The organism is Microbacterium sp. TW_SC_2 (assembly GCF_055361165.1).
In genome coordinates this window covers 835,611-853,052 of record NZ_CM143952.1, presented here as the reverse complement: position 1 = coordinate 853,052, position 17,442 = coordinate 835,611, and the positions used below count along the sequence as shown (strand labels likewise).

The 17,442-nt window shown below is 70.6% G+C and carries 14 protein-coding genes; 5 read left to right on the top strand and 9 right to left on the bottom strand.

Annotated features, from left to right (window positions below; genetic code table 11):
* Nucleotides 1-8: 8 nt before the first annotated feature.
* Nucleotides 9-497 (bottom strand): SLC41A family transporter, encoded by a 489-nt coding sequence (locus tag ACWA14_RS04040; RefSeq protein ID WP_463796199.1) that lies wholly within the window; start codon nucleotides 495-497, stop codon nucleotides 9-11.
* Nucleotides 498-568: 71 nt separating this feature from the next.
* Here ACWA14_RS04040 and ACWA14_RS04035 point away from each other — a divergent pair, with 71 nt between their 5' ends.
* The gene (locus ACWA14_RS04035; protein ID WP_463796198.1) at nucleotides 569-2,020 is read left to right on the top strand and encodes a phytoene desaturase family protein; all 1,452 of its coding nucleotides are present in this window, start codon (nucleotides 569-571) and stop codon (nucleotides 2,018-2,020) included.
* A 63-nt stretch (nucleotides 2,021-2,083) separates the two neighbouring features.
* Nucleotides 2,084-3,127 carry an ATP-dependent DNA ligase gene (locus tag ACWA14_RS04030; RefSeq protein WP_463796197.1) on the top strand — a complete coding sequence of 348 codons (1,044 nt, stop codon included), beginning with the start codon at nucleotides 2,084-2,086 and terminating at the stop codon, nucleotides 3,125-3,127.
* A gap of 6 nt (nucleotides 3,128-3,133) precedes the next feature.
* Here ACWA14_RS04030 and ligD read toward each other — a convergent pair whose 3' ends face one another.
* The 6 genes from ligD to ACWA14_RS04000 form a co-directional block, all read right to left on the bottom strand.
* Nucleotides 3,134-4,207 (bottom strand): non-homologous end-joining DNA ligase, encoded by a 1,074-nt coding sequence (gene ligD / locus ACWA14_RS04025; RefSeq protein ID WP_463796196.1) that lies wholly within the window; start codon nucleotides 4,205-4,207, stop codon nucleotides 3,134-3,136.
* Between the two features lie 47 nt (nucleotides 4,208-4,254).
* The gene (locus ACWA14_RS04020; RefSeq protein ID WP_463796195.1) at nucleotides 4,255-5,493 is read right to left on the bottom strand and encodes an SseB family protein; all 1,239 of its coding nucleotides are present in this window, start codon (nucleotides 5,491-5,493) and stop codon (nucleotides 4,255-4,257) included.
* A gap of 32 nt (nucleotides 5,494-5,525) precedes the next feature.
* Nucleotides 5,526-8,015, bottom strand: coding sequence for an ATP-dependent helicase (locus ACWA14_RS04015; protein ID WP_463796194.1), 2,490 nt, complete (start codon nucleotides 8,013-8,015; stop codon nucleotides 5,526-5,528).
* A 103-nt stretch (nucleotides 8,016-8,118) separates the two neighbouring features.
* Entirely contained in the window at nucleotides 8,119-10,995 is a 2,877-nt protein-coding gene (locus ACWA14_RS04010; RefSeq protein ID WP_463796193.1) for a lamin tail domain-containing protein, read from the bottom strand.
* Between the two features lie 133 nt (nucleotides 10,996-11,128).
* Complete coding sequence (locus ACWA14_RS04005) at nucleotides 11,129-12,148, bottom strand: ABC transporter permease (RefSeq protein ID WP_463796192.1); 1,020 nt, start codon at nucleotides 12,146-12,148, stop codon at nucleotides 11,129-11,131.
* Nucleotides 12,145-13,161, bottom strand: coding sequence for an ABC transporter ATP-binding protein (locus ACWA14_RS04000; protein WP_463796191.1), 1,017 nt, complete (start codon nucleotides 13,159-13,161; stop codon nucleotides 12,145-12,147). The genes ACWA14_RS04005 and ACWA14_RS04000 overlap by 4 nt, the downstream gene beginning before the upstream one ends.
* A gap of 89 nt (nucleotides 13,162-13,250) precedes the next feature.
* On the opposite strand from ACWA14_RS04000, the gene ACWA14_RS03995 reads away from it, so the two are divergent.
* Nucleotides 13,251-13,649, top strand: a complete 399-nt coding sequence (locus tag ACWA14_RS03995; RefSeq protein ID WP_463796190.1) for a YccF domain-containing protein — start codon at nucleotides 13,251-13,253, stop codon at nucleotides 13,647-13,649.
* A gap of 10 nt (nucleotides 13,650-13,659) precedes the next feature.
* On the opposite strand, the gene ACWA14_RS03990 is transcribed toward ACWA14_RS03995, so the two are convergent.
* Nucleotides 13,660-14,646, bottom strand: coding sequence for a glycerophosphodiester phosphodiesterase family protein (locus ACWA14_RS03990; RefSeq protein ID WP_463796189.1), 987 nt, complete (start codon nucleotides 14,644-14,646; stop codon nucleotides 13,660-13,662).
* Between the two features lie 88 nt (nucleotides 14,647-14,734).
* Here ACWA14_RS03990 and ACWA14_RS03985 point away from each other — a divergent pair, with 88 nt between their 5' ends.
* Nucleotides 14,735-15,646, top strand: a complete 912-nt coding sequence (locus ACWA14_RS03985) for a Bax inhibitor-1/YccA family protein (protein ID WP_463796188.1) — start codon at nucleotides 14,735-14,737, stop codon at nucleotides 15,644-15,646.
* Nucleotides 15,647-15,810: 164 nt separating this feature from the next.
* Nucleotides 15,811-16,086, top strand: a complete 276-nt coding sequence (locus ACWA14_RS03980) for a GlsB/YeaQ/YmgE family stress response membrane protein (protein WP_463796187.1) — start codon at nucleotides 15,811-15,813, stop codon at nucleotides 16,084-16,086.
* 63 nt (nucleotides 16,087-16,149) lie between these two features.
* Here the strand turns inward: ACWA14_RS03980 and ACWA14_RS03975 are convergent, their stop codons facing one another.
* Nucleotides 16,150-17,442 carry an RNA polymerase sigma factor gene (locus ACWA14_RS03975; protein WP_463796186.1) on the bottom strand — a complete coding sequence of 431 codons (1,293 nt, stop codon included), beginning with the start codon at nucleotides 17,440-17,442 and terminating at the stop codon, nucleotides 16,150-16,152.

Here is a 17,442-nt window from a genome sequence, read left to right as displayed (position 1 = left end):
CCGCGCACTCAGTCGCAGCCGCAGCCTCCGGAAGGCGTCTTCACCATGAAGCACACGTCGCACACGCCGTAGTCGCGCTCCTCGACCGGTTTGGACCCCTTCTCGACCCGAGGCGCGGAGACGCGCGGAGTCGTGGCGCGCTTCGCCGCGCGGGCGGGAGCCAACGGGATGAACTCGCTCGGGTGGCTGACGTAGAAGTACGGCGCCCGCCCCTCGCTCGGCTGCAGGCGCAGCGGCGTCGCGCCCACGATCAGCCGCTCGTCCTCGGTGAAGCCGTTGGTGTACGTTCGGCCGATGTGCAGGGCCGCACCCTCACCGCGACGGATCGCCTCGATGTAGCGGCCGCGGTCGATGAACGAGGAGATGCCGACGGCATCCACGATCGCGGTGATGAACGCGTGGTTCGACGGATCGATGCGGTGCGCGCGCAACGCTTCCGGGAGTGAACGGTATGGACGGGAGGTGCCTGCGGGGGTCGGCCCCTGTACTTCTTTCATCCCCTCCAGGATCGCACGTCCAGAGACCCGGTCCGGCCGTTCTCCGTATTCCTGCGTGCAAGACTGGGGGCATGGCACGTGCAACCGTGATCGGCTCCGGCCCGAACGGCCTCGCAGCGGGGGTCTCCCTCGCTCGCGCCGGCTACCGGGTCCGCGTCCTCGAAGCCGCCGACAGCCTCGGCGGCGGCGTCCGCACGGCCGAGTCCACCCTCTCCGGCTTCCGTCACGACGTGTGCTCCACCGTGCATCCGGCCGCCGTGGTGTCCCCGTTCTTCCGCGCGTTCGGGCTCGCCGACCGCATCGACTGGGTCCGACCCGAGATCGCGTACGCACACCCGCTCGACGGCGGTCGCGCGGCGATCGCCTGGAACGACATCGAGCGCACGGCGGCAGGCCTCGGGATCGACCGGAACGCCTGGCTCTCCCGGCTGCGTCCGCTGAGCACCCACGTCGACGGACTCGTCGACTTCACGAACAACCAGCTCCTGCGCCTGCCGCACGACCCGCTCACCGCGGCACGCTATGCGATCCGGATGCTGGATCAGGGCACTCCCCTCGCCCGACACTCATTCCTCACCGATGGGGCGGCCGCGCTCATGGCGGGCGTGGTGGCGCACGCCAACGCGCCTCAGCCGACGTTGGCCGGAGCAGCCGCCGGGATGCTCCTCGGCGCGCTCGCCCACGACGGCGGGTGGCCGTACCCCCGCGGCGGGTCGCAGCGGATCGCCGATGCGATGATCGCCGACATCGAGGCCCACGGCGGCACCTTCGAGACCGGGATCCGCGTGACCGATCTCGCCAGTCTCGACGCGGGCGATGCCCGACGCGGCGACCTGGTCATGCTCGACACGACGCCCCGGCTCGCCCTCACGCACCCGGACGTGCCGGCGGGGTACGAACACGCCGTCACCCGGTTCCGCTACGGTGCCGCGGCGGCGAAAGTCGACTTCGCGCTCGACGGCCCCGTGCCGTGGACGAACCCCGAGGTCCGCCAGGCCGCGACCGTGCACGTCGGGGGGACCCAGGCCGAGATCTGGGCGAGCGAGAACGCCGTCGCCGCAGGACGCGTGAGCGAGCGTCCGTACGTGCTCGCGGTGCAGCCCTCCGTGCACGACGACTCGCGCGCTCCCGCGGGCAAGGCCGTGCTGTGGGCCTACATCCATGTGCCGAACGGGTCGGATCTCGACCCGACCGAGCTCATCACGGCGCAGATCGAGCGTTTCGCACCCGGCTTCCGCGACCGGATCCTGGCGCATCACGCGGTCCCGGCTTCCTCGCGCGAGGCGGTCAACCCGGCCGAGATCGGCGGGGACATCTCCGGCGGCGTGTTCGACATGCGGCAGGCTCTGCGCCGACCGGTGCTGTCGACCGCCCCGTGGCGCACGCCCATGCGCGGGGTGTATCTCGCCTCCGCCTCCGCCCCTCCCGGCCCCGCCGTGAACGGCATGGCCGGCTGGCACGCCGCGCGAGTGGCTCTCGCGGATGCCGGCACCCCGATGTCCCTCGCCGACCTGTTCGGCTGAGCAGACCCGCCCCGCACGCGTTGCGCCCTTCCGCGGCGCCCGCCCGGCGGCCAGGATGGGACCATGCCCTACGACATCCCCGCCCCGATGCTCGCGAAGGCGGCAGCCGCGGTCCCCGACCCTGCGAGGACGACGGGCGGGCTGCTGTACGAACCCAAGTGGGACGGTTTCCGCGGCCTCATCTCCTGGGACGGTGAGACCGTGGAGATCGGTTCCCGCGGAGCGAAACCGCTCACCCGCTACTTCCCCGAGCTCGTCGACGCGGTTCCTCAGCTGCTCCCCGGACCGTGCCTGCTCGACGGCGAGATCGTGGTCGCGACCGGACCCTTCGGGCGGCAACGGCTCGACTGGGAGGCTCTGAGTCAGCGCATCCATCCCGCGGCCTCACGCGTGACGAAGCTCGCCGCCGAGACACCGGCGATGTTCATCGCGTTCGACCTGCTCGCGATCGGCGACGACGACCTGCTCGGTGCCCCGTTCCAGGATCGCCGCGCGCGACTGGAGACCCTGATGTCGGGCGTCGCGCATCCGCTGCACATCACCCGCACCACCCGCGACCGCGATGCCGCCGTCCGGTGGCTGGCGGAGTTCGAGGGCGCGGGGCTCGACGGCGTCGTCGCGAAGCCTCTCGACCAGCCCTACGCCCCGGGCAAGCGCACCCTGATCAAGATCAAGCACGCGCGAACGGCCGATGTGGTCGCCCTCGGGTACCGCGTGCACAAGTCGGGGTCGGGCGTGGGGTCGCTGCTCGTCGGTCTCCACGACGAGGACGGCGTGCTGCGCCAGGTGGGCGGGGTCGCCGCCTGGAGCGATGTGCGCCGTCAGGAGCTCGTCGCGGAACTCGCGCCGCTGGTCGAACGCGACGACGAGGGCGCGGTCGTCACCGGTGCCGGCGAGCGATCGCGATTCTCGGGTTCGAAGGACGTGTCCTTCGTGCGACTGCGACCCGAGCGCGTGCTCGAGGTGCGCTACGACCAGCTCGAGGGCGCCCGATTCCGCCACACCGTGCAGTTCGCGCGCTGGCGCCCGGACCGCGAGGCCCGCTCCTGCACCTACGGTCAGCTCGACACGGTCACCGGCTACGACCTCGCCGACGTCCTGGGCTGAACCGGATCAGCCGTCTGCGGCGGGCGACCCGTCGGCATCCCAGTTCGCGGCGACCTTCTTGCTGGGCTGCACGCGCGGCGGCTCCCCGGGCATCTTGGGGAACTCCGGAGGGAAGGGCAACTCGCCGAGCCCCTCGGCGACGTCGCGCTCCCACCAGGCGAGCAGCGTGTCGATGCGCCCCGGGGCATCCTGCATGTGCGCCCACGGGTCGCCGACGTCGGAGAGGCGCTGCGGGAGGCTGCGCACCGTGAACGAGGCAGGATCGAGGCCGTCGAGCTCCTCCCAGTGCACCGGGGTCGACACGGTCGCGGCGGGGAGCGCGCGCGGGCTGTAGGCGCCGGCCATGGTGCGGTCGCGGTTCGCCTGGTTGAAGTCGACGAAGATCCGCTCCCCTCGCTCCTCCTTCCACCAGTTCGTGGTGACCTGCGTCGGCATCCGGCGCTCCAGCTCTCGCCCGGCCGCGATCACCGCATGGCGCACGTCGAGGAACTCGTGAGCGGGCTCGATCGGCGCGAAGATGTGCAGGCCGCGGTTGCCGCTCGTCTTGGCGAAGGCTTCCAGTCCGGCCTCGCGCAGCACCTCGCGCAACGCATGGGCTGCCCTGACGGCATCCGCGAAGTCCGTGCCCGGCTGCGGATCGAGGTCGATGCGCAGCTCGATCGGGTTGTCGGCGTCGGTCGCGAGCGAGGCCCACGGGTGGAAGACGATCGTGTTCATCTGCACGGCCCACACGATCGCGCTCGGTCGGTTCAGCACGATCTGCGGATGCTGCCGCCCGCTGTTGTAGGTCACGGTCACGGCGTCGACGAAGTCGGGGGTGCCCTTCGGAGGATTCTTCGAGAAGAAGCCCTCGGCCCGGGGACCGGCAGCGGGCCCGATGCCGTCGCGGAACCGTTCGAGGGACACCGGACGGTTGCCGTTGGCCGCGAGGAACGGGGTGGCGACGGTCTGCACGTAGTCAGCCAGCTCCGCCTTCGTGATGCCGACGTCGGGCCAGATCACCCGGTTCGGACTCGACAGCGCCACGTCACGGTCCTGATCGGAGTCGGCGACGGTCAGGGTCACACGTTCGGAGGCCATGCTCCGACCCTAGGCCGCGGCCGCGCGACGGGGAACCCCCCGTGAGCTCACTCCCCCAGGTCGACCGCGAGCACCAGGACGGGCGCGAGCGCGGCCCGATCGACGAGGATCGAGGGACCCGCGGCGTCGACGATGACCCCGGCCATCTCGGCGTGACTCGAGATGACCTTCGCGAGCTGCTCCGGAGTGAACGGCAGCGGGCGGTCTCCACGCCCGAGAGCGATCACCTCGAGCGGGTGGGAGAAGAGCTGAAGGAACCGCTTGCCGTCGGCGGTCTGCGACTCCGCGATCCCCACCTGGCCGCTGCCGGTGCCGTCATTCACGGCCACCCACATCCGCGTGGACGCCAGCGCTTCGCCGACCTTCTTCGGGGTGTCCTGCGCGCGGGGCGCGGCGAGGAGCGACTTCACGCGCATGTCGACATCGGCCTGCTCGAGCGTCTTCTCCAGCAGTTCGGTGGGGAAGATCACCCGGTGCGGAGCCGAGGCGTTGTCGACGATGAGGCCCGCGAAGTCTCCGGAGACGACCTGCTGCAGCACCGACGTGACCGGCTGTGCGACAGCGGAGGTCGCCGCGGGGTCGGACTCCAGCTTCACGGAGTCGCGGACCGCGGCTGCCGAGCTGAAGGCGAGCATGAACTGGCGATCGTCGTCGCGCACGACCGCGACCGAGAGGGGCTTGCCCTCGCTGATCTGCGCCCGAGCATCACCGTTGACGCGGATGTACAGGTGTCCCTGCAGCGCCTGCCGCATGACCCCGAGAAGCTGTTCGTTCGTCGCGCCCGCTTCGATCTGGGCGAGCGCCTCCCGCAACAGGACGTTGTCCTTCATGCCGGCGACGGTCTCCGTCTGCTCCGGCGGCAGCACGGGCGCGAGGGGCAGGCGGCGTGCCTCCGGGTCGGCCGGGACCGTCGGGGCGACAGGCTGAGCCGGTCGGGGAGGCGTGATCGACGGACTGGCCGACGTGGGCTTCTCGTCCGCGTCCGGCAGGGTGACCGCGGGGCCGGCGGCGGCACCGACTCCCCGGAACGCCTGCACGGAGATCCCGATGGTGGGCACGGCGGTCTCGGTCTCTGCGGTCTCGGACGCCGCCGTCTCGGACGCCGCCGTCTCGGACGCGTCGTCGTCGGATGCCGCGGTGTCGGCCGCGCCCGTGGCGGCGGGCTCCGCGGGCGCCGCCGTCTCGGTCACCGGCGCCGCGAGGGACGACCCGTCATCGGTCGCGGACACATCGGCGGAAGCGACAGCATCGTCGTCGGACTTCTTGCGGCGAGAGAAGAGGGCCATATCTGCCAGCCTAACCCGCCGCCGGGCGCGGATCACGCGGGAGAGATCTTCTCGATGGGTGCCACCTTGATGAGCAGCTTCTTCTGCCCCGCCGAGTCGAAGCGCACGTGCGCGATGCGTTTGGCACCCTCTCCGGTCACGGCGTCCACACGTCCCTCACCGAAGTCGGAATGCCGGATGCGGTCGCCCGCGGTGAGTTCGAGGTCGCCGTTGTCGCGCATCTTGGCGGTGACGCGATTCGGGAACTTGTCCATCGCGGTCGACAGCGGGCGCAGCGAGTCTCCGCCCGACAGCGGCTTCACGCCGAAGCGGTCGCCCGATCCCGAACCGGATCCGCCGTAGCCACCCGATCGGCGGGCATTGAGAGCCCGGGACTGCGTGCCACCGCGGGAGTTCACATCACCGGGCGACTGGCGCCAGTCGATCAGCGCGGCGGGGATCTCCTGCAGGAACCGGCTCGGCATCGCGACGGTGACCTCGCCGAACTGCGCCCGGGTCATCGCGAGCGAGAGATGCAGCCGCTTGCGTGCGCGGGTGATGCCCACGTAGAACAACCGGCGCTCCTCCTGCGGTCCCCCGGGCTCGCCCGCCGAGATGCGGTGCGGGATGAGGTCTTCCTCGACGCCCGTGACGAAGACCGCGTCGTACTCCAGTCCCTTCGCGGTGTGCATCGTCATGAGCGACACGGTGCCGGATTCGTCGTCGAGGTCGTCGGCGTCGGAGACGAGGGTGACCTCCGTGAGGAAGTCGACGATCGTCCCCTCCGGGTTGTTGCGGGCGAAGTCGCGGGTGACCGCGACGAACTCGTCGAGGTTCTCGACCCGCGCCTCGTCCTGCGGATCGCGGCTCGCGCGCAGGGCGTCGAGGTAGCCGCTCTTCGACAGCAGCAGGCTCAGTCCCTCCGCCACCGAGGTGGGCGGGGGCAGCTCCCCGGACGCGGGCAGCAGGATCTCGGTCGCCTCGGCCAGCACGGCATCAAGATGCGCGATCGCGGCCTGGATCTTGGGCCCGAAGCCCAGTTGGGTGGAGTTGGCCAGAGCATCGCGGAAGCTGATGCCGTGCTCCTCCGCGAAGCGCGCGATCGCGGTCTCGGTGACGTCTCCGATGCCACGGCGCGGCTTGTTCAGGATGCGACGCACCGACATCTCGTCGGCGGGATTCGCGACGGCCACGAGATACGCCAGGGCGTCCTTGATCTCGGCGCGCTCGTAGAACTTGGTGCCGCCCATGATCTTGTACGGCACGGCGGAGCGGATGAAGATCTCCTCCAGCGCGCGCGACTGCGAGTTCGTGCGGTAGAACACCGCCATCTCGGAGTACGCCATGCCGGCGCGGTGCAGCGCCTCGACCTCGTCGGCGACGAACTGGGCTTCGTCGTGCTGCGAGTAGCCGGTGAAGCCGATGATCCGATCGCCGTCGCCGCGGTCGCTCCAGAGCTTCTTGTCCTTGCGGTCGAAGTTGTTGCCGATCACCGCGTTCGCGGCCGAGAGGATGTTCTGGGTGGAGCGGTAGTTCTGCTCGAGAAGCACCACGCGTGCACCCGGGAAGTCGCGCTCGAACTCGCTGATGTTGCGGATGTCCGCCCCGCGGAAGGCGTAGATCGACTGGTCGGAATCGCCGACCACCGTGAGCGAGGCCCCTGCGGTGTCCTCCGCGGCCGGAGCGGGGTCGGGCTCGAAGATCATCATGCCGTTGGAGGCATACGGGTCGGGCGCGGAGCCCGATGCCGCCCCCGAGACGGGGCGGGTGAGCTCGTGGATCAACGCGTACTGCGCGTGGTTGGTGTCCTGGTACTCGTCGACGAGGATGTGGCGGAAGCGCCGTCGGTACGTGTCGGCGACCTGCGGGAAGGCGCGGAACAGATACACGGTCTGCCCGATCAGGTCGTCGAAGTCGAACGCGTTGGCCTTGCGGAGCTGTCGCTGGTAGTCGGCGAACAGCTCGACGAAGATGCGCTCCGCCGGATCGGACATGTTCGCGTCGCGCGCGTAGGACTCGGCATCCGACAGCTCGTTCTTGAGCTTCGAGATCCGCGACTGGACCGCGCCGGGGGTCAGCCCGTAGGCGTCGGCCTCGTGTTCCTTGACCAGGCGCTTGATGAGCGCCCGGGAATCACCGGAGTCGTAGATCGTGAAGGTCTTGGTGAAGCCGAACTGCTCGGCCTCACGGCGCAGGATGCGTACACAGGCCGAGTGGAAGGTCGAGATCCACATCCCGCGGGCGACGTCTCCGACCAGGCCGGCCACGCGCTCGCGCATCTCGCCGGCGGCCTTGTTGGTGAAGGTGATCGCGAGGATCTGGCTCGGCCAGGCCTCGCGCTTGCGCAGCAGGGAGGCGATGCGGCGGGTCAGCACGCTGGTCTTCCCCGAACCGGCACCCGCGACGATGAGCAGGGCGGGGCCGCGGTATGTGACGGCTTCGAGCTGCTGGGGGTTGAGTCCGGCGAGGAGCTCGTCCTGACCCTCGGCCCCTGAGGAGCGAGGGCCGACGGTTCCGGGGACGATGAGAGGGGCTTCGGTCATGGCCTTACGAGTCTAGGCGGCGGCACCGACACGGCGGCACGGATCGGACGCGCGGAGGGGCGGAGGAGACGAGCTCCCCCGCCCCTCGCAGGACCGATCCGGATCAGACCTCGCGCCGGCGGGCCCGGAGAGCGATGCCGCCGGCCGCCAGGAGCAGCAGGGCGATCACCGCTGCGGCCACCGGCAGCTCGGAGCCCGTGGTGGCGAGGGAACCGTCGCCGGCGCCGTCGCCCGTCGAGCCGTCTCCGGCCGAGCCGTCTCCTCCGCCCCCGTCGGCCGGCGGGGGCGTGGTGTCGTCGGGGTCCTCGGCATCGACGCCCGGGAGGGTGCCGACCCGGAGCGCCTCCGACGCGAAGCCGTCCGCGAACCACCACACCGGCCGCTGTCCGTCGACCGAGAGCGAGGCGGGGGCCGTGGCGAAGCCCTCGTTGTTGATGTCGGGCATCCCGGCCGGCCGATCGTGCTGCACGATCGCGGGCTGCGCGGTGCCGTTCAGGGTGATCTCGGCGGAGCGTCCGCCGCAGCCGTCGTCGCACACCGCCCAGAGGACGCCGCGCACGCTGTCGTGGTCCAGCGCCATCACGCCCGCGAGTCCGGGATCGATCTCCGAGACGAGGGTGGCGCCGCCGTCCGCGCCGAGGGCGAAGGCGTACACGTGCCCGCCGTCCTCGACCGCGACGAGGAACAGTCCGTCGCCGTGACCGGGATGCGAGGCCGGGTCGTACGCGGCACCCGTGGTGTCGTCGAACAGCGCACCGGCGAGCGCGGCATCCGGCACCCACTGCACCGCCTCCATGCCGAGGTTCGCACCGACGGCCGGCAGCAGCGCGGTGAGATCCCACTCCTGCTGCGCGACGAGGTCGCCCGCCGCGGCATCCGGATCGACCTTCAGCAGGATGTTCTGGTTGACGCCCTTGGCGCTGTTGTCGCGCTCCGAGGCGACGTAGACGAACCCGTCGCCGTCGACCGTGATGCCCTCGGTGTCCGGGCCTGCCGCGCCGGGATCCGCGGCATCCTTCGCGAAACGCACGCGCTTGCCGTCCGCCCAGCCGTCCACCAGGGCGACCGAGCCGTCGGCCTCCGCCGCGAGCTTCCAGATGCGCCCCTCGCCGTTGTCGACCGCCCACAGGAACGCGCCGTCGGCGGTCTCCTGCACGTCGAGACCCGAGCTGTCCTCCAGGAACATCGGGACGTCGTCGAGCACGCGCACCTCGGCAGAGCCGGGCCACGGCGTGACCTCGACCTCCCCGATGCACACGTTGGGTGCTCCCCTGGTCGATTCCGCCGTCGCCGCGAACGCGCCGGTCGTGTCGGGGCACCGCCCCCAGGTGGGGGACGCGTGGCCCTCGCCCCAGGTGGTCTCGTCGATCAGCAGGTCGCCGTCGAACAGGCGCACCGCGTCGCCCCCGCCGAGCCCGAATCCGAGCGCTTCGCGGTCGATCACGAGGTGGCCGCCTGCCGCGATGCGCGTGCCGGCCGGGATCGTGTAGGCGTGGGTGTCGTCGTCGTCCTTCACGATCACGCCCGCGACGTCGAGCTCGCTCGCGGTCGGATTGACCAGTTCGATCCAGTCATCGGGCGATCCGCCGTCGGACTCGACCTCGTTGATCCGCACCGGGTTGCCGCAGGCGTTGCGCAGCCCCTGGGTGGAGACGGCGATGTCGACGAACTCCCCGATGCCGTCCGCGCAGCGTGCCAGGACGCCGGCCGCGTGCGCCGTGTAGACGTGCTCGGCCACGGTGGTGCCGTCGGCATCGCGGATCGTCACGGTGTCGCCGTTGCCGAGACCGAACACGAAGTTCGTCGGCTGGTCGAACACGAAGTAGGCGCCGGGTGCCAGGGTCGTGCCGGCCGGCAGCGGTGTGGTCTCGTTCGCGTGGCCGTTCGGGTCGGCGTCCATCACGGTCCAGCCCGACAGGTCGACGGCCGTCGTCCCGGTGTTCATGACCTCCACCCAGTCCGTGGCGTCGCCGTTCGACTCGATCTCGTTGATCACGACCGAGGGCAGCACGCAGGAGTTCGTCGCCCCCGGCGTGGCGTAGGCGAGCACGAGATCGCCGACGCCGTCGGGGCAGCGCGCCAGCGTCGCCGCGGCGGTGTCGCCGTCGATCGCGGCATGCCCGTTCCACGGCTGCGTGTCGTCGATCGGCGCACCGGTCGTGTCGAAGAGGCGGATGCGGTCAGCGCTGCCGATGCCGATCGGATCGCGGAACGCCGTCTCGACCCCGTCGACCAGACCGATCGTCCCTTCCTCCACGAGCAGGTACTCCCCCGCGGCGATGGTCGTCCCCGGGAGGAACTGCCAGCGGTGGTCGTCGGAGTTGTCGCGGATCTCGTAGCCGGAGATGTCCAGCTCCGCCGTCCCCGGGTTGTGGAACTCCACCCAGTCGGCGGGCTGCGAGTCGACCTCGTTGATGCGCAGGGACCCCGCCACGGGTGCGATCGAGCAGTCGTTCGCGCCCCCGGGCGTCGCCGCCGTCGCGGGCGCCCAGTCACCGGTCCCGTCGGGGCAGCGTGCCCAGACCGAGAGCGGCGCCGTGTTCTCGTAGGCGTGGGCGTCGACGACGGCGCCGCTCGGGTCGTACAGCACGACCTCATCGCCCTTGCCGAGTCCGAAGTCGAAGTCGACATCCTTCACGAGCACGAGGAACGCCCCGGGGGCCAGGCTCGTGCCGGCCGGAGCCTGCCCGAAGACGTCTCGCTTCTCGTCGGAGATCGTCCAGCCGTCGAGCGCGACCGTCTCGGTACCGGCGTTGAAGATCTCGACCTGATCGGCGAGGCCCGTCTGCGCGTCGTCGTAGACGATCTCGTTCAGGACCAGTGTCGACGCAGCGAGCGGCGCGACGACCTCGGTGGGGGCGGCAGGGGCCGCCGAGGAGACGGCGGGGGCAGCCGAGGCGGCAGCGGGGGCGGCGAGCAGGGCGGCAGCGCTGAGAGCGCAGACCACCGTGACCGAGACCCCGCGGTGCAGGCGGGACATGGAACTCCTGATCGGGTACGCGGACGGGTACCCGATCAGACCATCGATGTCGGATGGCCGCGCCCGGTCTCCCGGATGGACTCGCGGTGAACGCGCGGTTGCCGTTGCACGTTCCCCGTCCCGTCCGGGTGTCTCAGGCGATGCGCGTTCCCGGCGGCAGCCGTCGGGCCGGAGTGCGCGTGCGCGACCAGGCGCCGGCGAACAGCCCGCCGGCGATCACGATCTGCACACCGAGTCCGACGAACCAGCTCGGCACGGTGGAGTCCAGCACCTCGCGGGGCGTCGGAGTCGTCGTCCCCTCCGTGGAGCATTCGTCCCAGCGCTGCTCGACCGGCGGCAACTGGGCGCTGCGGACTCCCAGCTTGATCTGACCGAACAGGTCGACCGGGTAGCCCTCGGGCGAGAACTCGGTCGGCGTCGCATCCGCGAGCACCACGAACGGGTTCGCGGCGAGCGCCCACCACACGTAGTCGAACCGCGGGACCTCGTAGGTGTAGGTCTGCCAGTTCTCGCAGTCGACGTTGCCCGCCGCGTCGTAGGGTCGGCTGTAGTTGGTCGCCTCGCTGCGCACGGCCAGACCGCCCAGGGCGAACGCGATCAGGGTGCCCAGCACGAGCCCCGCGACCACGAGATAGGTACTGGCGACGGAGAAGAGCGGTCGAGCGATCAGCCCGCTGAGCCCGACACCGATCGCCGCGACGATGACGATCTCGACGGCCAGCACCAGCAGTGACACCAGCAGCACGAGGGCATCCGCCCCGCCGCCCAGCAGCGAGATCGCGAGGAACGGCAGCGCGACCAGGAGGAAGGCCCCGCCCGTGGCGATCGCCGCGAGAAGCTTGCCGAGCATGATGTCGCCGGTCGTGGCAGTCGTCACCTGGATCGCCGCGAGCGTCGCCGCGTCCCGATCGCCGTTGATCGCATTGCCGCTCAGCGTCGGCGACACGAGCACGACCAGCAGCAGCACCATGTTGACGACGATCGAGTAGACACCGGCGCCGACGAAGTCACCCCAGGAGTAGACGGCGAACGCGAGCACGGTCACGCCGATCAGCACGACGACGAAGACGCCGAGCAGCACGTACCAGCCGACGCTGCGCAGCCGCTGCGTCAGTTCGAGACGGGCGATCGTGGTGATGTGCGAGATGCTCATGCGTCGGCCTCCGTCGCCGTCGTGGGGCCGGGCGGCGGGGGCGGGGGCGTTCCCTGGCCCGGGGCCGCTGCCGGGGAAGGAGCGAACGGCGCGGCATGCTGCCGCAGGTTCAGGAAGGTGTGCTCGAGATCGCTCTGCGCCGGGGCGAACTCCGACACCGGCAGCCCGGCCTCGATCAGTCGGCGCAGGGCATGCACGGCCGCATCCTCGTTCTGCATGCCGATCAGCAGGTCACCCCGATCAGCACCCAGCACGTCGGGGCTCACCCCGAGCGCGGTCGCGACCTGCCAGGCATCGGCACTCGACCGCGCGGCCGTGGCTCCGGCCAGCCGGAGTCGCCAGGGCCGCACCGACGCCTGCGCCGGTGCGGCATCGACCACGGAACCGGCCACCATGAACACGGCATCGTCGGCGACCTCCTCCAGCTCGGACAGGATGTGGCTGGAGATCAGGACCGTGCGGCCCTCCGCGGCGAATCGACGCAGCAGCACGCGCAGATGCACGCGCGCCTCGGGATCGAGACCGGATGCGGGCTCGTCGAGCAGGAGCACCCGGGGGTCGTGCACGAGGGCGCGCGCGAGGCCCAGCTTCTGCTTCTGCCCGCGGGAGAGCACGCGGGCCGGGGAATCGGCGAGGTCGCTGAGCTCGACGAGCGCGAGCAGCTCGGAGGCCCGCGTGGCGGCGTCGGCCGCGGGGATGCCGTAGAGCCGCGCCGTTGTCGCGATCGTCTCGCGGGCGGTGAGCGAGGGCCAGGCGCCGAGAGCGTCGGGCATCCAGCCCAGCAGGCGGCGGGCGGCGAGGGGGTCCTCGACGGGGTCGACGTCTCCGATTCGGATGCTGCCGGTGTCAGGCGCGAGCAGGGAGGCGAGCATCAGCAGGAGCGTGGTCTTGCCCGCACCGTTGGGTCCGATGAGTCCCGTGACCCGGCCCGCCTCGGCCCGGAACGTCGCGGAACGCACCGCCTGGACCGTTCCGAACGATCTGCTGACGGCGTCGACGATGATTCCACTCATGCGGTCAGTCTGGCATCCGCGTGCGGCCTTCCCCGGGACCTCGGAGAAGATCTCCAGCCGGATCGCCCGCGGGGTGACATGATCGGGGCATGCGCACGATCCTCAACATCATCTGGGTCATCCTCGCCGGATGGGCCCTCTTCCTCGGCTACATGCTGGCTGGCGTGCTGCTGTGCATCCCGATCGTCACGATCCCCTGGGCCATCGCCTCGTTCCGCATCGCACGCTACGCGATCTGGCCGTTCGGTCGCGAGGTCGTGAGCCGGCCCACGTCCGGGGTGGGATCGTTCCTCGGCAACGTGCTCTGGGTCGTCCTCGCGGGCTGGTGGCTGGCGATCGGTCACATCGTGTCGGGACTGGCCCTGTGCCTCACCATCATCGGCATCCCCCTGGGCATCGCCGACTTCAAGATGGTGCCGGTCTCGCTGGCCCCCCTGGGCAAGGAGATCGTCTCGACGCGCAAGGGCGCGTTCGACCGCACGCTCTGACCGACCCCGTTCAGCGGCGGAAGAACTCCACGCCGAGATCGGGGTGGTCGACGAACACCCCGTCGACACCGGTGTCGCGGATCACGGCCCACTCCGCCTCGTAGTCGCCGTATTCGTCCGCGCCCCCGTCTGCCCGGAACTCCGGGGCGAGGAACGCGTTCTCCGGGCGGCACGTCCACGTGAAGACCTGCAGCCCTCTGGCGTGCGCGTCGGGCACGATCGTGTTGTCGCGCGTCAGCAGCATCTTCTTGCTCACGCTGACGCCGTCGACACGGCCGATGAGGCCGTCGAGGCCCTGCGCGGTCACGGTCGCCTTGTACGACGGAGCCTTCCTGCCCTGCGCGACCAGCAGGTCGTACGGCCGGCCGGCCGCCTCGATCAGATAGATGTACGACGCCGCGATGCCGGTGGCCTGCAGCTGCGCCAGGACGGTCGACTCGAACGACTCGATCACGAGAGGCCGGCGGCCGTCGTGCCATCCGGCGGCCCGGAGGTCGCGCTCGATCAAAGGAACGAGGTCGAGGCCGATGCTCGCGAAGTACGTGGCGTGCTTGACCTCCAGCACCACGCCGATCTCGCGCCCGTGCTCGAGCGAGCCGGCGCGCACGAGGTCGAGCAGGTCGGTGAGCCGAAGGATGCCCTGGGCGCCGTCGAAGCTCGCGCTCGTCGCCCGCACCTCGGGCAGCCGCTCCCGACCGCGCAGCACCGAGAGCTCCGCCCACGTGAAGTCCTCCGTGAACCAACCGGTGAGCGTCTGTCCGTCGACGCGCTTGGTCGTCCTGCGGTCGGCGAATTCCGGATGCCGGGCGACGTCGGTCGTGCCCGAGATCTCGTTCTCGTGGCGGACCACGAGCACCCCGTCCTTCGTGGCGACGATGTCGGGCTCGACCGCGTCCACGCCCATCGCGAAGGCGAGCTCGTAGGAGGAGCGGCTGTGCTCCGGTCGATAGCCGGGGGCTCCGCGGTGGCCGATCACGAGCGGCGATTTCCTGGGCACGCTCACAGCGTAGAACACCCCCCTGACGGGCCCACCCGAGTATCGTTGTACCAAGCGACCTATGACCCCCTTCGGAGTGAGGCCCACCATGAGCAATTTCGCATTCAACAACCCGGCGTTCCAGCAGCAGGATCCGCGGAACGTCGCGACCTACCCGGGCGGACCCCAGGCTGCTCAGAGTGCGCAGGCCGCCTCCGTCCAGCACGGGGCGATGGACGCCGCCGCCAATGCGCAGCTGGAGGGCATGTACGCCGCTCCTCCGGCCGGCGCGATCGAGACCGACCGCATGTCGGTCGAGGACACGGTGTGGAAGACGGCGGGTCTGTTCGCCATCCTCCTCGTCACGGCGGCCGTCGGCTGGGTCTGGACCCTCGGCGGCACTCGTCTCGACCCGACCCAGGGCGTCACGATGATGCCGATGCTGGTCGGCGCCCTCGCCGGCTTCGTGCTCGCGATGGTCATCACCTTCACGTCGCGCAAGAAGGTGCGCCCCGCGCTGATCTTCGCCTACGCCGCTTTCGAGGGTCTCTTCATCGGCGGCATCTCGGCGTTCTTCGAGGTCATGTGGCCCGGCATCGTCCTGCAGGCCACCCTCGCGACGGTCTCGGTCGTCGGCGTGACGCTCGCCCTCTTCGCGAGCGGCAAGATCCGCGCCTCCAAGAAGGCCACCAAGATCTTCATGATCGCCATGGTCGGCTACCTCGTGTTCTCGCTGCTGAACCTGGTCCTGATGTGGACCGGAGTGCTTCCCGCCGGCCAGGCGTTCGGCCTGTACAGCGCCGAGATCATGGGCATCCCGCTCGGCCTCATCATCGGCGTGCTCGTGGTCATCATGGCCGCGTACTCGCTGGTGCTCGACTTCGACCAGATCCAGCAGGGCGTCCGCAACGGCGCTCCCCGCAAGTTCGGCTGGATGGGTGCCTTCGGCATCATGGTCACGGTCGTCTGGCTCTACGTCGAGATCCTGCGCATGATCGCGATCGTCCGCGGCAGCAACTGACGCACGACGCTCGTCGAGAGGCCCGTCTCCGTTTCGGAGGCGGGCCTCTTGCCATATGCGGGGGTCTTGGCGCAAGGGGATGCGCGAATCGTGATTTCCCGGGATAGTGGTCTCTCGGATCCTCGGCACCCCGGGAGTCCTCCACAGCACACTAGGAGCAGACCATGAGTTTCCTCGGATTCCTTCTTCTCGGCCTGATCGCCGGCGCCATCGCCAAGCTCATCCTCCCCGGCAAGCAGGGTGGCGGATGGTTCATCACGCTGCTGCTCGGCGTCGTCGGCGCACTGCTCGGCGGCTGGCTCGGCAGCCTCATCCTCAACCGTCCCCTCACCGAGTTCTGGGACCTGGGCACCTGGCTGCTCGCGATCGGCGGCTCGATCATCGTGCTGCTGGTCTACGGCCTGATCGTGGGTCGCAAGGGCAGCCGCGCCCGCAGCTGACGCATCGCGTCCCGGAGCCCGTCCTCATCCTCAGCCCTGCTGAGCGATGAGGACGGGCTCTTCTCATCCTCCCTGCGCCTTGCTCTCGAGCAGGGCGCGCTCCCGGTCGTTGCGGGTGAGGCCCGCCGCCACCGCGAACTCTCTTCGTGCCTCCTCCTCGCGCCCGAGCCGGAGAAGCAGCTCGCCGCGGGTCGCCGGCAACAGGTGGTAGCCGCGGAGGGCCCCGGTCGCCGAGAGCTCGTCGATGATGCGCAGGGCGGATGCCGGCCCGGTCGCCATCGCGACCGCCGCCGCCCGGTTCAGCTCGACCACGGGTGACGGTGCGATGCGGCCCAGAGCCTCGTAGAGCAGCACGATGCGGTCCCAGTCGGTGTCGTCGACGGACGACGCGAGTGCATGGCACTCCGCGATCGCGGCCTGCAGCGCGTACGCGGCGCGGCCGCGTCCACACGCGTCGGCCCGTGCCAGGGCAGCACGGCCCCGGACGATGCGACTGCGGTCCCACCGTCGGCGGTCCTGATCGGCGAGCAGCACCGGATTCCCCCGCGCATCGGTGCGCGCCGGGAAGCGCGCTGCCGTGAGCTCCATGAGAGCGAGCAGCCCGTGGGCCTCCGGCTCTCCCGGCACCAGCGCGACCAGCACACGCGCGAGGCGGATGGCCTCCTCGCTCAGCTCCGGGCGCATCCATTCGGATCCGCTGCTGGCGGCGTGCCCTTCGTTGAAGATCAGGTACAGCACGCCGAGGATGGCGCTCAGACGCGCCGCCTGCTCGTCGCGCGGGGGCAGCTCGAACGGTGCGTTCGCGGCGGCGAGCGTCTTCTTGGCGCGGACGATCCGCTGCTGCACCGTGGCTGCGGGCACCAGGAAAGCGCGGGCGATCTCTTCGCTCGACAGGCCGCCGACCACCCGCAGGGTGAGGGCGACCTGCGCTTCCCGGGAGAGCACAGGGTGGCACGCGATGAAGATCAGCCGGAGCACGTCGTCGTCGACGGCATCCGGGTCCCACGGAGCATCCGGCGCCTCGCCCTGTGCGCGCTCGAGGTCATGGGCGATCACGGCGATCCGATCGTCGAGACGTTCGCGCCGACGCCACCCGTCGACGGCCTTGCGCTTCGCCACCGCGGTCAGCCAGGCAGCCGCGTTGCGGGGCACACCGTCGACCGGCCACTGCCGCAGGGCGTCGACCACAGCCTCCTGGGCGAGGTCCTCGGCGAGCGAGAAGTCGCCGACCAGTCGCGTGAGCGTGCCGACGATACGCGCGGACTCGATGCGCCACACCGCGGCGACGGCGCGCTCCGCCGACGCGTGATCGGGGGCGGAACGCGCCGTGTCGCCTCCCGCAGGGGCGCCGGTCAT

What these genes read in the sequence shown, in the direction of transcription:
- ACWA14_RS04040 (WP_463796199.1), bottom strand. Translation starts at nt 497, where the DNA reads ATGAAAGAAGTACAGGGGCCGACCCCCGCAGGCACCTCCCGTCCATAC.
- ACWA14_RS04035 (WP_463796198.1), top strand. Translation starts at nt 569, where the DNA reads ATGGCACGTGCAACCGTGATCGGCTCCGGCCCGAACGGCCTCGCAGCG.
- ACWA14_RS04030 (WP_463796197.1), top strand. Translation starts at nt 2,084, where the DNA reads ATGCCCTACGACATCCCCGCCCCGATGCTCGCGAAGGCGGCAGCCGCG.
- ligD (WP_463796196.1), bottom strand. Translation starts at nt 4,207, where the DNA reads ATGGCCTCCGAACGTGTGACCCTGACCGTCGCCGACTCCGATCAGGAC.
- ACWA14_RS04020 (WP_463796195.1), bottom strand. Translation starts at nt 5,493, where the DNA reads ATGGCCCTCTTCTCTCGCCGCAAGAAGTCCGACGACGATGCTGTCGCT.
- ACWA14_RS04015 (WP_463796194.1), bottom strand. Translation starts at nt 8,015, where the DNA reads ATGACCGAAGCCCCTCTCATCGTCCCCGGAACCGTCGGCCCTCGCTCC.
- ACWA14_RS04010 (WP_463796193.1), bottom strand. Translation starts at nt 10,995, where the DNA reads ATGTCCCGCCTGCACCGCGGGGTCTCGGTCACGGTGGTCTGCGCTCTC.
- ACWA14_RS04005 (WP_463796192.1), bottom strand. Translation starts at nt 12,148, where the DNA reads ATGAGCATCTCGCACATCACCACGATCGCCCGTCTCGAACTGACGCAG.
- ACWA14_RS04000 (WP_463796191.1), bottom strand. Translation starts at nt 13,161, where the DNA reads ATGAGTGGAATCATCGTCGACGCCGTCAGCAGATCGTTCGGAACGGTC.
- ACWA14_RS03995 (WP_463796190.1), top strand. Translation starts at nt 13,251, where the DNA reads ATGCGCACGATCCTCAACATCATCTGGGTCATCCTCGCCGGATGGGCC.
- ACWA14_RS03985 (WP_463796188.1), top strand. Translation starts at nt 14,735, where the DNA reads ATGAGCAATTTCGCATTCAACAACCCGGCGTTCCAGCAGCAGGATCCG.
- ACWA14_RS03980 (WP_463796187.1), top strand. Translation starts at nt 15,811, where the DNA reads ATGAGTTTCCTCGGATTCCTTCTTCTCGGCCTGATCGCCGGCGCCATC.
- ACWA14_RS03975 (WP_463796186.1), bottom strand. Translation starts at nt 17,442, where the DNA reads ATGACCGGCGCCCCTGCGGGAGGCGACACGGCGCGTTCCGCCCCCGAT.